General features: G+C 65.8%; 14 protein-coding genes. 4 read left to right on the plus strand and 10 right to left on the minus strand.

Features of this window, described 5'->3' with window-relative positions; all coding sequences use genetic code 11:
* Positions 1-4 precede the first annotated feature (4 nt).
* On the minus strand, positions 5-826 hold the full coding sequence (locus tag Q0L89_RS12675; RefSeq protein ID WP_296765710.1) for an alpha/beta hydrolase: 822 nt from the start codon (positions 824-826) through the stop codon (positions 5-7).
* Positions 826-1425 carry a 2-hydroxychromene-2-carboxylate isomerase gene (locus tag Q0L89_RS12680; protein ID WP_296765713.1) on the minus strand — a complete coding sequence of 200 codons (600 nt, stop codon included), beginning with the start codon at positions 1423-1425 and terminating at the stop codon, positions 826-828. The genes Q0L89_RS12675 and Q0L89_RS12680 overlap by 1 nt, the downstream gene beginning before the upstream one ends.
* Positions 1426-1530: 105 nt before the next feature.
* Between Q0L89_RS12680 and Q0L89_RS12685 the strand changes: the two genes are divergently transcribed.
* Positions 1531-2550 carry a ribose-phosphate pyrophosphokinase gene (locus Q0L89_RS12685; RefSeq protein WP_296765715.1) on the plus strand — a complete coding sequence of 340 codons (1020 nt, stop codon included), beginning with the start codon at positions 1531-1533 and terminating at the stop codon, positions 2548-2550.
* A gap of 36 nt (positions 2551-2586) precedes the next feature.
* Here the strand turns inward: Q0L89_RS12685 and Q0L89_RS12690 are convergent, their stop codons facing one another.
* From Q0L89_RS12690 to Q0L89_RS12720, 7 genes are all read right to left on the minus strand, one after another.
* Positions 2587-2940, minus strand: a complete 354-nt coding sequence (locus Q0L89_RS12690) for an H-type lectin domain-containing protein (RefSeq protein WP_296765718.1) — start codon at positions 2938-2940, stop codon at positions 2587-2589.
* A gap of 139 nt (positions 2941-3079) precedes the next feature.
* A complete protein-coding gene (locus tag Q0L89_RS12695) occupies positions 3080-3517 on the minus strand; it encodes a F0F1 ATP synthase subunit epsilon (protein ID WP_296765719.1) in 438 nt (145 codons plus the stop codon).
* A 10-nt stretch (positions 3518-3527) separates the two neighbouring features.
* Positions 3528-4952, minus strand: coding sequence for a F0F1 ATP synthase subunit beta (gene atpD / locus Q0L89_RS12700; RefSeq protein ID WP_296765722.1), 1425 nt, complete (start codon positions 4950-4952; stop codon positions 3528-3530).
* 19 nt (positions 4953-4971) lie between these two features.
* Complete coding sequence (locus tag Q0L89_RS12705; protein ID WP_296765723.1) at positions 4972-5856, minus strand: F0F1 ATP synthase subunit gamma; 885 nt, start codon at positions 5854-5856, stop codon at positions 4972-4974.
* 12 nt (positions 5857-5868) lie between these two features.
* A complete protein-coding gene (gene atpA, locus Q0L89_RS12710; protein ID WP_296765724.1) occupies positions 5869-7407 on the minus strand; it encodes a F0F1 ATP synthase subunit alpha in 1539 nt (512 codons plus the stop codon).
* Positions 7408-7968, minus strand: a complete 561-nt coding sequence (locus Q0L89_RS12715; RefSeq protein ID WP_296765740.1) for a F0F1 ATP synthase subunit delta — start codon at positions 7966-7968, stop codon at positions 7408-7410.
* A 406-nt stretch (positions 7969-8374) separates the two neighbouring features.
* Positions 8375-9115 (minus strand): methyltransferase domain-containing protein, encoded by a 741-nt coding sequence (locus tag Q0L89_RS12720; RefSeq protein WP_296765727.1) that lies wholly within the window; start codon positions 9113-9115, stop codon positions 8375-8377.
* A 78-nt stretch (positions 9116-9193) separates the two neighbouring features.
* Between Q0L89_RS12720 and gloB the strand changes: the two genes are divergently transcribed.
* From gloB to Q0L89_RS12735, 3 genes are all read left to right on the plus strand, one after another.
* On the plus strand, positions 9194-9961 hold the full coding sequence (gene gloB / locus Q0L89_RS12725; protein WP_296765729.1) for a hydroxyacylglutathione hydrolase: 768 nt from the start codon (positions 9194-9196) through the stop codon (positions 9959-9961).
* 166 nt (positions 9962-10127) lie between these two features.
* Complete coding sequence (gene clpA / locus Q0L89_RS12730; protein WP_296765732.1) at positions 10128-12452, plus strand: ATP-dependent Clp protease ATP-binding subunit ClpA; 2325 nt, start codon at positions 10128-10130, stop codon at positions 12450-12452.
* Positions 12452-13447: a M23 family metallopeptidase gene (locus Q0L89_RS12735; RefSeq protein WP_296765736.1), complete on the plus strand. Its 996-nt coding sequence runs from the start codon at positions 12452-12454 to the stop codon at positions 13445-13447. The genes clpA and Q0L89_RS12735 overlap by 1 nt, the downstream gene beginning before the upstream one ends.
* Positions 13448-13557: 110 nt before the next feature.
* Here Q0L89_RS12735 and Q0L89_RS12740 read toward each other — a convergent pair whose 3' ends face one another.
* Positions 13558-14346, minus strand: a complete 789-nt coding sequence (locus tag Q0L89_RS12740) for a crotonase/enoyl-CoA hydratase family protein (RefSeq protein ID WP_296765737.1) — start codon at positions 14344-14346, stop codon at positions 13558-13560.
* Between the last annotated feature and the right edge of the window lie 48 nt (positions 14347-14394).

Raw genomic sequence — 14394 nt, forward strand, 5'->3', positions numbered from 1 at the left:
CGCATCAGGCCGGGGCGTGATCGCGCAGGAAAGCCCGGATTTGCGCCGCCACAGCGTCGGCGTGGGTGATCGGCGCCATGTGGCCCGCGCCGTCGATGACCGCGCGGCGTGTATCGGGGATGCGGCGCGCCAGCCCGTCGTTGATCGCGGCGATGTAGTGGGGCGAATTGCCGCCTTCGACCAGCAGCACGGGCACCGCGATGCGTTCCAGCGCGCCCGATGCCAGCAGCCCCGCGCAGTCACCGTAAATCGCCGGGGCGCCCGCCTCGATCAAGTGGATGCGCTGCACGATGGCGGCGCGCTGTGCCTCTGGCAGGCTGTCCCATTCGCGCCCGTCGCCCCAGCGGGCGGTGAACGCGCGCGCGGCGGCTTCCGGGTCGCCGGCGCTTACCGCGGCGCGATAGGCCGCCATGTCGGCGTCGTGCGCCTCGGCCCAGTCGGGGTGGTCGGCCAGTGCCACGGCAAAGAAAACCGGTTCGATCAGCACCAGGCTGCGCACCAGCGCCGGGTGCTCCACCGCCAGCCGCAAAGCCACCGTGGCGCCGAAGGAGTGGCCGATCACGTCCACGGGGCCCGCACCGCCCAGCAACGCGGCGGCTGTGTCGGTGCTCAGCCCCTGGATTTCGCGCTCACCGTCCCAATCGGCGCTGCGGCCATGGCCGGGCAGGTCATAGGCGGTGGCATCCAGCAGATCGTCCAGCGCCACCATCATCGGCGCCCAGCCGCCGGCATGGCCCAGCGAACAGTGGATCAACAGCGCCTGGCGCCGCCCCTGCCCCATGCGCACCACGTGGGTGGCGTGGCCACCCGCCTGGGTCATCGGCATTACAGGTCTCCGGCCAGGTGGGCATCCAGATCGGGCAACCGGTCCTGGCCCCAGAACATCTGCCCGCTGTCCACGATGTAGAACGGCGACCCGAACGCCCCGCGCTCGACCGCTTCCTCGGTGTTGGCGGCATAGGATTCGGCCCCGCTCAGCAGCCCGCGGTTGGCAAGATCGGGGTCGAACCCGGCGCCCCCGAGGCAATCGCGCACAACCGCGTCATCGGCGATGTCGCGCTCTTCGGCCCAGCAGGCGCGCAGGATGGCATGGACCAGATTCCCCAGATCACCGCCGCCCGAATCTTGTGCGGCGATCACCGCATAGGACGATGGCGCCGGGTTGGTGGGGAAATGCGCCGGCTGCAAGGTCAGGGAAAGTCCGGTCTTGGCCGATTGCCGCGCCAGTTCCTGAAGCCGATAGGCCTGCCGCGCGGGGTGGCGTTCAGCCGGGGGCGTGCCGCCGGTGCGCGCAAATACTGCCATGATATCCATCGGCTTGTAAGCGAGCGTGGCACCATGGCGCGCCGCGATTTCCTCGGCCCGGGTGCCGGCCAGGTAGGCAAACGGTGAAAGCGTCGAAAAAAAGTAGTCGATATGTGCCATTGTCGCGACCTTCCGTGGGGGACAGAGTTTCCCGAACGGTATCGGGATGCTAAGCGGTGTCAACGTCACGAATCTGTCATCACGACCAATCGGAGCTGCCCCGCCATGTCGTCCCTTTCCGAACCCAAGCTCATCGCCGGCAACGCCAACCGGCCGCTTGCCAGCAGCATCGCCCGCCGCATGACCATCCACCGGGGGCGCACCGTCGGGCTGGTCGATGCCCGGGTCGAGCGTTTCAACGACCAGGAGATATTCGTCGAGGTGTACGAGAACGTGCGCGGCGAAGACATGTTCATCATCCAGCCCACCTCGAACCCGGCCAACGACAACCTGATGGAACTGCTGATCATGGCCGACGCGCTGCGGCGTTCAAGCGCGGCGCGAATCACCGCCGTAATCCCTTATTTCGGCTATGCCCGGCAAGACCGCCGCTCGAAGGCCCGCACGCCGATCTCGGCCAAGCTGGTAGCCAATATGCTGGTCGGAACCGGGATCGAGCGGGTGCTGACCATGGACCTGCACGCGGCGCAGATCCAGGGGTTCTTCGACATCCCGGTCGACAACCTTTATGCCGCACCGATCTTTGCACTGGACATAAAACAGCAGTTCGGCGCCGCAGCCGCGGATGTGATGGTGGTCTCGCCCGACGTTGGCGGCGTCGCCCGGGCCCGCGAATTGGCCAAACGCATCGACGCGCCGCTGGCGATCGTCGACAAGCGCCGCGAGAAACCCGGCGAGATCGCCGAAATGACCGTGATCGGCGATGTAACCGGCAAGAAATGCGTCATCGTGGACGACATGTGTGACACTGCCGGAACCCTGTGCAAAGCGGCGCAGGTGCTGATGGAAAGCGGTGCTTCGGAGGTGCACGCCTATATCACCCACGGCGTGCTGAGCGGCCCGGCGGTTGAGCGGATTACGAACTCGGTGATGAAATCACTGGTCATCACCGACACCATTGAGCCAACCGAGGCGGTGCGCGGTGCGGAAAATATCCGCATCCTGCCCACCGGGCCGATCTTTGCGCAGGCGATCCTCAACATCTGGAACGGCACCAGCGTGTCGTCGCTGTTCGAAATCGATACGCTCGACCCGATCTACGAAGGCGTTTTCCACCGCGGCTAAAGTCGAGCCGGGGATCGGCGACGGGGCGACGCTTGCTCAGTAGAGCTGCCACTGGTCGTCGTCGGTGGCCGCGCCGATGGCCATCCAGGCCATGCGCGCGCGGGCAATGCGGCTGTCACCCCAGGTGCGAAACACAGCCGTGAAACCGTCGCACGTGATCTCCTCGACCATCAGGTCGGCGCGCTGGTTGTGGCTCTGGTCCATGTCCCACATAGACAGGGCACAATGGACGCTGGGCGGCTCGGCGAAGGGTTCGTCGAAGTGAACCGCACAGCGACGTTCGCGGGTGCCCTCGGCGACCCACATCTCGCCGCCGTCCTCGTAGTCGGAAAACAGAACCTCGTCGCCTTGCGCCACGGCGATCAGATGCGCGCGGATGCGTATTGCCACGATCGTTCCCTGCCTCCCCCCGTCGCGTTTCGGTTCCACGCCAAGTTATTGCATCGCCGTAAAAAGGAAAACCCCCGCGAGCGCAGGCCCGCGGGGGTCTTGCCATGTGCGCGTCCGTGCCGCCGCGGCTTGGCGGGTGTCAGTCCTTGCCGAGCGCGGGGTCCAGGTTGATGTGATCGCCCACTGCCACCATGTCGGCCAGCACCTTGGCGGCGTCATCCACCGGGCCGGGCTCGTTCTCGAACACAGTCTGAGCCTTTTCATAGGCTTCGCGGGCCTCGCCAAGCATCTCGTCGTAATGGGCCTGCGTGACGTCACCGCGATGCAGCGACCGTTCTGCCAGCACCGTGATGCCATCGGCCGAGATCTCGGCAAAGCCGCCGGTGACGACGTATTCGTCGCTGCCGTCGGGCCCGTCCATGCGCAGGATGCCCGGCCGCAGGCTGGTGATCACCGGGGCATGGTCGGGCATCGCCACCATGTCGCCCTCTGCGCCGGGGATCAGCACCTGGGTCACCGGGCCGGAGGCGAGCCGCCGCTCCGGAGAGACCAGATCGAATTGCACTGTATCAGCCATGGTGCCCTCCTCAGGCCGCGTCGGCGGCCATTTTCTCGGCTTTGGCTTTCACGTCCTCGATACCGCCGACCATGTAGAAGGCGCCCTCGGGCAGGTGATCGTATTCACCGTCGACAACCGCCTTGAACGACGAAATGGTTTCCTCCAGCGGCACCTGGATACCGTCCGAGCCGGTGAACACCTTGGCCACGTCGAAGGGCTGCGACAGGAAACGCTGCAACTTGCGGGCGCGGCTCACGGTCAGCTTGTCCTCTTCGCTCAGTTCGTCCATGCCGAGGATGGCGATGATGTCCTGAAGCGCCTTGTAGCGTTGCAGGATATGCTGAACGTCGGTAGCCACCTTGTAGTGCTCTTCGCCGATCACCTCCGGATCGAGCAGGCGCGAGGTGGAGTCGAGCGGGTCAACGGCCGGGTAGATGCCCAGCTCGGAAATCGCGCGGCTGAGAACCGTGGTGGCATCTAGGTGCGCGAACGCGGTCGCCGGCGCCGGGTCGGTCAGGTCGTCGGCGGGCACGTAGATGGCCTGCACCGAGGTGATCGAACCCGACTTCGTCGAGGTGATGCGTTCCTGCAGCATGCCCATGTCGGTGGCCAGCGTCGGCTGGTAGCCCACCGCCGACGGGATGCGACCCAGAAGCGCCGACACCTCGGAACCCGCCTGCGTGAAGCGGAAGATGTTGTCGACGAAGAACAGAACGTCGGTGCCCGACTGGTCGCGGAACTGCTCGGCCAGCGTCAGGCCCGACAGGCCAACGCGCATCCGCGCACCCGGCGGCTCGTTCATCTGACCGTAGACAAGCGCCACTTTCGACTTTTCCAGATCGTCGGGGACGATAACGCCCGAGTCGATCATCTCGTGATAAAGGTCGTTGCCCTCGCGGGTGCGTTCACCGACACCGGCAAACACCGAAAAGCCCGAGTGCACCTTGGCGATGTTGTTGATCAGTTCCATGATCAGAACCGTCTTGCCCACGCCGGCGCCGCCGAACAGGCCGATCTTGCCCCCCTTGGAATAGGGCGTCAGCAGGTCGATCACCTTGATGCCGGTGATCAGCACCTCGGATTCGGTCGATTGCTCGGAGAATTCCGGGGCCGGTTGGTGGATGCCGCGGTATTCCTCGGCCTTCACCGGGCCCTTTTCGTCCACCGGGTCGCCCACGACGTTGAGGATGCGCCCCAGCGTCGCGTTGCCCACCGGCATGGTGATGGGGCCGTCGGTGTCGACCACTTCCTGCCCGCGCACCAAGCCCTCGGTCGCGTCCATGGCCACCGTGCGCACGGTGTTTTCGCCCAGGTGCTGCGCCACTTCCAGAACCAGTGTCTTGTCGTTGTTTTCCACCTCAAGCGCGTTGAGGATCGGCGGCAGGTTGTCGTCGAACTGAACGTCCACGACGGCGCCGATCACCTGGGTGATTTTGCCTTTTGCCTTTGCCATCTGTTTCGTCTCCGGTTCGTTAGAGCGCCTCGGCGCCCGAGATGATTTCAATAAGCTCGTTGGTGATCACGGCCTGGCGGGTGCGGTTGTACTGGATGGTCAGTTTGTCGATCATCTCGCCCGCGTTGCGGGTGGCGTTGTCCATCGCCGACATCCGCGCGCCCTGTTCCGAGGCCCCGTTCTCCAGCAGCGCCGAAAAGATCTGCGTCGCCACTCCACGCGGCAGAAGGTCGGCCAGGATCGCCTGTTCGTCGGGCTCGTAGTCATAGACCGTGCTGCCGCCTGCCTTGGCGTCGTCGTCGGCCCGCTCGTAGGATGCCGGGACCACCTGTTGCGCCGTCGGCACCTGCGTGATCACGTTCTCGAACCGCGAAAAGAAGATCGTCGCGACATCGAACTGCCCGTCCTCGAAGCGCGCCAGCAAGTCCTCGGCAATCGCCTTGGCATCGTTGTAGCCAACGTGCTTGACCTCGGTCATGTCGATATGATCGATCAGCAGATCGCCGTAATCGCGCCGCAGCGCATCACGCCCTTTCTTGCCCACGGTCAATATCTTGACGGTCTTGCCCTGGCCCTTGAGTTCGTCCGCACGGACCTTGGCCAGCTTGGCGATGTTGCCATTGAAGCCGCCGCAAAGGCCGCGTTCGGCGGTCATCACCACCAGCAGGTGGGTCTGGTCGCTGCCGGTGCCCGCCAGCAGGCGCGGCGCGTTCTCGGCATCGCCCACCGACTCGGCCAGCTTGCCCATCACCGCGTTGAACTTTTCGGTGTAGGGCCGCGACATCTCCGCAGCATCCTGTGCCCGCCGCAGTTTCGCGGCGGCCACCATCTGCATGGCCTTGGTGATCTTGCGGGTCGACTTGACCGACTCGATCCGCGTCTTGAGATCCTTGAGACTTGGCATTGCCTTATCTCCTTACGCGAAATCTTTGGCGAATTCGTCGAGCGCAGCCTTGACCTTGTCCTCGGCGTCTCCCGTGATCTTGGGGTCTTCCTTGGTGATGTAATCCAGCACATCCTGGTGCTTGCCGCGCATGTGGCGCAGCAGGTCCTGTTCGAACCGGCCGACATCCTTGACGTCGATCTTGTCGAGGTAGCCCTTCGTGCCGGCATAAATGATGACGACGATCTCGGCATTGCTCAGCGGCGAATACTGCGACTGTTTCATCAGCTCGGTCAGGCGCGCGCCGCGGTTGAGCATCTGCTGCGTTGCCGCGTCGAGGTCCGAGCCGAACTGCGCGAACGCCGCCATCTCGCGGTACTGCGCCAATTCCAGCTTGACGGGCCCGGCAACCGATTTCATCGCGCTGGTCTGGGCCGAACCGCCCACGCGGCTGACGCTGAGGCCGGTGTTCACGGCCGGGCGGATGCCCTGGTAGAACAGGTCGGTTTCCAGGAAGATCTGCCCATCGGTGATCGAGATCACGTTGGTCGGGATGAAGGCCGACACGTCGCCGCCCTGGGTTTCGATGATCGGCAGCGCCGTCAGCGACCCCGAGCCGTGATCCTCGTTCAGTTTGGCCGACCGCTCCAGAAGGCGCGAGTGCAGGTAGAACACGTCGCCGGGGAAGGCTTCGCGCCCCGGCGGGCGGCGCAGCAGCAGCGACATCTGGCGGTAGGCGACGGCCTGCTTGGAAAGGTCGTCGTAGACGATCAGCGCATGGCGCCCGTTGTCGCGAAAATGCTCGGCCATCGCTGTCGCCGAATAGGGCGCCAGGAATTGCAGCGGCGCCGGGTCTGACGCGGTGGCGGCGACGACGGTGGAGTACTCCATCGCGCCGTTTTCCTCCAGCTTGCTGACCAGTTGCGCCACGGTCGAGCGTTTCTGCCCGATGGCGACGTAGACGCAGTAGAGCTTCTTGCTCTCGTCGTCGCCGGCCGCATCGTTATAGGATTTCTGGTTGAGGATCGTGTCCAGCGCGATCGCCGTCTTGCCGGTCTGGCGGTCGCCGATGATCAGCTCGCGCTGGCCGCGCCCGATCGGGATCATGGCATCGACCGATTTCAGGCCGGTGGCCATCGGTTCGTGAACCGACTTGCGCGGGATGATGCCGGGCGCCTTGCGCTCGGCCAAGGCGCGTGTGTCGGTCTTGATCGGGCCCTTGCCGTCCAGCGGGTTGCCAAGGCCATCGACGACCCGGCCCAGCAGCGCGTCGCCAACCGGCACGTCGACGATCGACTTGGTTCGCTTGACGGTGTCGCCTTCCTTGATCTCGCGGTCCGAACCGAAGATCACCACGCCGACATTGTCGGATTCCAGGTTCAGCGCCATGCCGCGCACGCCACCGGGGAATTCGACCATCTCGCCGGCCTGCACGCTGTCGAGGCCGTGAATACGGGCAATCCCGTCGCCGACGGAAAGCACGCGACCAACCTCGGCCACCTCGGATTCGTGACCGAAATCCTTGATCTGGTCCTTCAGGATCGCAGAAATCTCTGCTGCTTGGATACCCATTTATCCGACCTCTTTCATTGCATTCTGGAGGGAATTGAGCTGCGCGCGGATCGACGTGTCGATCATCTTCGAGCCCACCTTGACGACGAGACCGCCGATGAGGCTGTCATCGACGGTCGCATTGATCTTGACTGTCTCGCCGAACCGGCCAGCCAGCGTTTTCGCCAGCTTCTCGGACTGCGCCTTGGTCAGCGCCTTGGCACTGGTCACGTCGGCGGTCACCTCGCCCTTCTCCTCGGCGATCAGGGCGCGCAGGTGCGTGATCAGGTGCGGCACCACGTAAAGACGCCGGTTCTGCGCCATCACCGCCACCCCCCGCGCCAGCTGCTCCACCAGCCCCATCTGTTCGGCCAACGCCGAAATCGCCCGGCCCTGGTCGCGACGCGACAACACCGGCGAATGGATCATGGCGCGCAGATCGGCGCTCTCGCTCAGCGCGGCGGCAAGCTCCTCGATTCCGGTCTCCAACTTGTCGAGCCGGCTCTTCTCTTTGCAAAGTTCAAAAATCGCCGTGGCATAGCGCGCAGCGACACCCGAGGAAATCGAAGCTGGTTCGGACACGTCCACCCTTTCGACAGTTCGGCCCCGGTTGCCGGCCATGCCGACCCCGGGGCGGTTATCGGAGCCCCGACATACGTCGAAGCACTGAATTTCGGCGTGGGTGTAGCAGAGCAATGTCGAGCTAGCAACATGCTATGCTTTTTCTGTATACTATTGAATACCTCCATATTTCAACCACTTAACTGGCCCGCGACCGATTGCGCGCAAAAGCCGTACAAAAAAAGCCGCCCCCGATCGTCGTTTTCGCGATTCCGCCCTGCGGCAACGCCCGCCCGCCCGGCAAAGCGCGTTATCGCTAGCAGCTATGATCGACCCGCACACCCCACGCTTCCTCTCTCCACAAATATCCCGGGGTGGATTGGCCGCAGGCCAGGAGGGGCAGCGCCTTGCCGGCGCACGACAGCGTTCACACCGGCTTGGCCTCGGGGCGCGGCCGGAGCACGCCGAGCGGCTTGCGCACCGCCTCGCGCAAGCCCGGGCCGCGCGGCGCCTGCACGCGCTTGCTGGCCTCCACCATCAGAACCCCGCCGGAAACCACCACCGAGAAGCGCGCGCCCAGCGCCTCCCATACCGGCGCGGTGCGCCGCCAGAACCGCCGTTGCGAAGGCGGCTGGTAAAGCGTGGTCACGGTACGGCCGGGCACGAAGGCGTGCCGCACCAGTTGCGTCTCCAGCTGGCGCAGCGTGTAGGGCCGCCCATAGCCGAAGGGTGTGGCATCCGATCGCGCCCACAGCCCGCCACGGCTGGGCACGATGAACAGCACCCGCCCCTCCGGCTCCAGCACCCGCCAGGCCTCTTCCAGCAGCGCGCTGGGCTGTTCGCTGGTCTCCAGCCCGTGCATCAGCACCAGCTTGTCGACCGTCCCGGTATCCAGGGGCCATAGCGTTTCTTCGCACAGCACCGACACGTTGGGCAGCCCCGCAGGCCAGGCCATGACCCCCTGCGGCGCGGGCATCAGCGCCAACACCCGCCGCGCCTGGCCCAGGTAGGGCCTGAGCAGCGGCGCCGGAAAGCCGAAGCCCGCCACCGTTTGCCCGCGCGCATCCGGCCACAGCCGCTCAAGCTCGCCACGCACAGCCGATTGCGCGGCCCGCCCCAACGTGCTGCGGTAGTAGAATTCCCGAAGGACCTGCACATCCAGATGCATTGCGCCGCGTTCACCGATCAGCCACTCTGGAAGCAACCATAACCGGACCCGCGAACAACACGCAAAGGATGATACGCCATGCCGCTGCAGATTGTCACCGTCCCCTGCCTGAGCGACAATTACGCCTACCTCGTCCATGATCCGGCAAGCGATGAGACCGCGCTCGTTGATGCGCCCGAATCCGGCCCGATCCTGCAAGCGTTGGCGAAACGGGGTTGGCGGCTGGACCAGGTGTTGCTGACCCACCACCACCACGACCATGTCGAGGGCCTGCCGGCGATCCTGGCCGCCCACCCCGCCCGCGTCACCGGCGCCGCTGCCGATGCCCATCGGCTGCCGCCTCTGGATCAGGAGGTGGCCGAGGACGACCACGTCTCGATCGGCGCCGAACGCGGCCGCGTCATCGCGGTGCCCGGCCACACTGTGGGTCACATCGCCTTTCATTTTCCCGACAGCGGCCTTGCCTTCACCGCCGACAGCCTGATGGCGCTGGGCTGCGGACGGCTGTTCGAGGGCACGCCCGAACAGATGTGGGACAGCCTGTCGAAACTCGCGGCGCTGCCCGCCGACACCCTGGTCTGCTCGGGCCACGAGTACACGCTCAACAACGCGCGCTGGGCGATGAGCGTCGATCCCGGTAATGCCGCGCTGAGCGAGCGCGCCGAACGCGTCCGCGACGCCCGCGCCGAGGGGCGCGCCACCGTGCCCTCGACGCTGTCCGAGGAACTGGCCACGAACCCTTTCCTGCGCGCTGCCGATGCGGACCTGAAGGCAGCCATGGACATGAAAGAGGCGGCGCCGGTCGAGGTCTTCGCCGCGCTGCGCCGCAGCAAGGACGCCTTTTGACCGCGCGCCTCACGCACCGACACGTCTTGGCGTGCCGATTGTGAAGGTTTCGACCCAGAAAACACTTGAAGACGCGCCAATATGGACCAAACTTTAATACCATGAGGCCATGGTCGGAATGCGCAGCGCCTGCGTGGCCCGGCCCAGACAGGAAAAGGAGCACACAGTGCCGTCATTTTCGACAACGCTGGAGCAGGCAATCCACGCGGCGCTGGCGCTGGCCAATGCCCGCAAACACGAATTCGCCACCCTCGAACACCTGCTGCTCGCCCTGATTGACGAGCCCGACGCCGCCCGCGTGATGAAAGCCTGCTCGGTCGATACCGAAGAGCTGCGCATGACACTGGTCGAATTCATCGACGACGACCTGTCGAACCTGGTAACCGATATCGACGGGTCCGAGGCAGTGCCGACCGCCGCCTTTCAGCGGGTGATCCAGCGCGCCGCGATCCATGTGCAATCGTCGGGCCGCACCGAGGTGACCGGCGCCAACGTGCTGGTGGCGATCTTCGCCGAACGCGAATCCAACGCCTCCTATTTCCTGCAGGAACAGGACATGACCCGTTATGACGCGGTCAATTTCATTGCCCATGGCGTCGCCAAGGACCCCGCCTATGGCGAAGCGCGCCCGGTGACCGGGGCCCCGGAAGTGGACGAGGAAACCAGCGGCGCCGCGGAAACCGTCGAACAGAAGGATTCGGCGCTGGCCAAGTATTGCGTCGACCTCAACGCCAAGGCGCGCGAGGGCGAGGTCGATCCGCTGATCGGCCGCGCCTCTGAGGTCGAGCGCTGCATCCAGGTGCTGTGCCGCCGGCGCAAGAACAATCCGCTGCTGGTGGGCGATCCGGGCGTCGGCAAGACAGCTATCGCCGAGGGACTGGCACGCAAGATCGTCGCCGGCGAAACCCCCGACGTGCTGGCGAAAACCACCATCTACAGCCTCGACATGGGGGCGCTGTTGGCCGGCACCCGCTATCGCGGCGATTTCGAGGAACGCCTCAAGGCGGTGATGACCGAGTTGGAGGAGCACCCCGACGCGGTGCTGTTCATCGACGAGATCCACACCGTGATCGGGGCCGGCGCCACCTCGGGCGGCGCGATGGACGCCTCCAACCTGCTCAAGCCCGCGTTGCAGGGCGGCAAGCTGCGCTGCATGGGCTCGACCACCTACAAGGAATTCCGCCAGCACTTCGAAAAGGATCGCGCGCTGTCGCGCCGGTTCCAGAAGATCGACGTGATCGAACCCACAACCGACGACGCGGTGAAGATCCTCAAGGGTCTCAAACCCTATTTCGAACGGCATCACAGCGTGAAATATACCCAGGACGCGCTCAAGACCGCGGTGGACCTGAGCGCGCGCTACATCAATGACCGCAAGCTGCCCGACAAGGCCATCGACGTGATCGACGAGGCCGGCGCAGCGCAACACCTGGTGGCGCCCAGCAAGCGGCGCAAATCCATCGGCGCCCGCGACATCGAGGCCGTCGTCGCCAAGATGGCGCGCATCCCGCCCAAGAGCGTCAGCAAGAACGACGCCGAGGTGCTGCGCGATCTCGAAGGCACGCTCAAGCGCGTCGTCTTCGGGCAGGACGCGGCGATCGAGGCGCTCAGCTCCGCCATCAAGCTGGCGCGCGCCGGGTTGCGCGAACCCGACAAGCCGATCGGCAACTACCTGTTTGCCGGGCCGACCGGCGTCGGCAAAACGGAAGTGGCACGCCAACTCGCCGATTCGCTGGGGGTGGAACTGCTGCGCTTCGACATGTCCGAGTACATGGAAAAGCACGCCGTCAGCCGCCTGATCGGCGCGCCCCCGGGCTATGTCGGCTTTGACCAGGGCGGCATGCTGACCGATGGCGTCGATCAGCACCCGCATTGCGTGCTGCTGCTGGACGAGATCGAGAAGGCGCACCCGGACGTGTTCAATATCCTGTTGCAGGTGATGGACCATGGCACCCTGACCGATCACAACGGCCGCTCGGTGGATTTCCGCAACGTGATCCTGATCATGACCTCCAACGCCGGCGCCACCGAACAGGCCAAGGCCGCCGTGGGCTTCGGCCGCGATCGCCGCGAGGGCGAGGATACCGCCGCCATCGAACGCACCTTCACGCCCGAGTTCCGCAACCGGCTGGATGCGGTGATCAGCTTCGGGACGCTGCCGCGCGAGGTCATCTTGCAGGTGGTCGAGAAGTTCGTCCTGCAACTCGAGGCGCAACTGATGGATCGCAACGTCACCATCGAGCTGACCAAGCCCGCCGCCGAGTGGCTGGCCGACAAGGGCTATGACGACACGATGGGTGCGCGCCCGTTGGGCCGTGTGATCCAGGAACACATCAAGAAGCCGCTCGCCGAAGAGTTGCTGTTCGGCAAGCTGGCCAAGGGCGGGCTGGTGCGCGTCTCGGTCAAGGATGGCAAAATCGATTTGCTGATCGAAGGCCCCGACAGCCCGCGCCTGTCAGGCGACAAGCCGCCGTTGCTGACCGCCGGCTAATGCGACCGGGCTGGCGCGCCGCCGCTCTCGCGGCATGGGCATTCTGCGTGGCGGCGCCGGTCGCCGCGCAGGCGCCCGTGCTGACCCTGCCCGCCGATTGCACGCTCGGGCAAAGCTGCTTCATCCAGCAATACACCGATGCCGACCCCGGCCCCGGTGCCATGGATTATACCTGCGGCCCGCTCAGCTACGATGGTCACAAGGGCACCGATTTCGCCCTGCCATCGGGCGCCGCGATGCGCGCCGGGGTCGACGTGCTGGCCGCCGCACCCGGTACCGTCACCGCGCTGCGCGACGGCATGCCCGACACCGGCTGGAATGACGAGACTGCCGCAGCCATAGAGGGCCGCGACTGCGGCAACGGCGTGATGATCGACCACGGCGACGGCTGGCAGACGCAGTACTGCCACATGCGCCGCGGGTCGATCAGGGTGACGCGTGGACAGGCTGTGACGCGTGGTCAACGGCTTGGACGCGTCGGCATGTCCGGGCGCGCGCAGTTTCCTCATGTCCATCTTTCAGTACGCCGCGACGGCGCGGTGATCGACCCTTTTGCCCCCGGTGGTGTGCCGCCCTCCGCCTGCGACAGCGCGCGCGGCGCCAGTGACGGCACGCTCTGGCAAACTCCGCCCGCCTATGCCCCTGGCGGGCTTGTGGATGCCGGTTTTGCCACCAGCGTGCCGGGCTACGAATCCATCAAGGACGGCACCGCCGCCGAAACCGCCCTGACCCGCCACGCCCCCGCTCTGGTAGTCTGGGGCCATGCCTTTGGAGGGCGGCGCGGCGATGTGCTGCGGCTGGTGATCACGGGCCCCGAAGAGCAGATCATCGCCCACGATGCCACGCTGGAAAGGACGCAGGCGCGCCTGTTCCGGGCCGCCGGGCGGAAACGCCCCCCTGACGGCTGGCCGCCGGGGCGGTATCGCGCCACGGTTGAAATGATTCGCGACGGCACGACGCTGTCGCGGCTCGCGCGCGACGTGACGCTGGACTGACCGCACCGCAGGCCGGGAATGCGAGCGCCTGTGGCCGGGGTATTCGGGGCCAGAAGAAACGCACCTGCTTCACCTTGCCGAAAATAGTACGCAAACGCCCCCGACCCGGCTCAATCGAAATCCGGCGCACGGCCTTCCATGTTGGCGGAGATGATCTCCAACTGGTCGGGTTTGCCGATCAGGTCGGCCTGTTCGCGGCTTTCCTCGTACAGCACCTGCGCAGCATCCGCGCCGCTTTCGGCCACGCCGATCAGCCGCTTGGCTGCGCGCGTGCCACTGGGCGATTTGCCGGCAATGTTGCGCGCCATGGCCTGCGCCGCCTCCAGCGGCGTGTCGGAGAGCTCCGTCACCAGCCCCCACTCGGCGCCCTGCCGGGCAGTGACCGGCTCGGCGGTGTAGGTCATGCGCCGTATCACGTCCGACCGCGCCAGTCGCGGCAGCAGAACCATGCCGCCCATATCCGGCACCAGGCCCCATTTCGCCTCCATGATCGCCAGCTTCGTGTCGGGGTGCGCAATGCGGATATCCGCCCCCAGCGCCAGCTGGAAGCCCGCGCCATAGGCCACGCCGTGCAGCGCCGCGATCACAGGCACCGGCACGTCGCGCCATACCATCGCCACCTGCTGCATCAGGTTGGCGTCGCCATGGCTGCGCGGCATGATCCGCGCTACCGGGTCGGTCTGCGCGAAGGCGGCGAAGCTGGCCACGTCGAGCCCGGCACAAAACCCGCGCCCCTCGCCGGCCAGCACCACGGCGCGGATATCGGTGTTGCCGATGAGCGCCTCACCGGCCGCAACGACGGCTTCCGCCATGGCAGGGTCGACCGCGTTCATCTTGTCACCACGGCTCAGCGTGACATGGGCGATATGATCCTCGATCTCGGTGGTCACGCGGGCCATCGGCAGCCTCCTCTCTCGATGCACTTGCCGCACTGTGCCCCGCACGCC

Origin of the sequence: Sediminimonas sp. (assembly GCF_024637375.1) — a bacterium.
In the GTDB taxonomy this organism is placed as follows: domain Bacteria; phylum Pseudomonadota; class Alphaproteobacteria; order Rhodobacterales; family Rhodobacteraceae; genus Sediminimonas.

Excerpts from the sequence above, each read along its gene's own strand:
- Q0L89_RS12675 (WP_296765710.1), bottom strand. The coding sequence starts at position 826 with ATGCCGATGACCCAGGCGGGTGGCCACGCCACCCACGTGGTGCGCATG.
- Q0L89_RS12680 (WP_296765713.1), bottom strand. The coding sequence starts at position 1,425 with ATGGCACATATCGACTACTTTTTTTCGACGCTTTCACCGTTTGCCTAC.
- Q0L89_RS12685 (WP_296765715.1), top strand. The coding sequence starts at position 1,531 with ATGTCGTCCCTTTCCGAACCCAAGCTCATCGCCGGCAACGCCAACCGG.
- Q0L89_RS12695 (WP_296765719.1), bottom strand. The coding sequence starts at position 3,517 with ATGGCTGATACAGTGCAATTCGATCTGGTCTCTCCGGAGCGGCGGCTC.
- atpD (WP_296765722.1), bottom strand. The coding sequence starts at position 4,952 with ATGGCAAAGGCAAAAGGCAAAATCACCCAGGTGATCGGCGCCGTCGTG.
- Q0L89_RS12705 (WP_296765723.1), bottom strand. The coding sequence starts at position 5,856 with ATGCCAAGTCTCAAGGATCTCAAGACGCGGATCGAGTCGGTCAAGTCG.
- atpA (WP_296765724.1), bottom strand. The coding sequence starts at position 7,407 with ATGGGTATCCAAGCAGCAGAGATTTCTGCGATCCTGAAGGACCAGATC.
- Q0L89_RS12720 (WP_296765727.1), bottom strand. The coding sequence starts at position 9,115 with ATGCATCTGGATGTGCAGGTCCTTCGGGAATTCTACTACCGCAGCACG.
- gloB (WP_296765729.1), top strand. The coding sequence starts at position 9,194 with ATGCCGCTGCAGATTGTCACCGTCCCCTGCCTGAGCGACAATTACGCC.
- Q0L89_RS12735 (WP_296765736.1), top strand. The coding sequence starts at position 12,452 with ATGCGACCGGGCTGGCGCGCCGCCGCTCTCGCGGCATGGGCATTCTGC.
- Q0L89_RS12740 (WP_296765737.1), bottom strand. The coding sequence starts at position 14,346 with ATGGCCCGCGTGACCACCGAGATCGAGGATCATATCGCCCATGTCACG.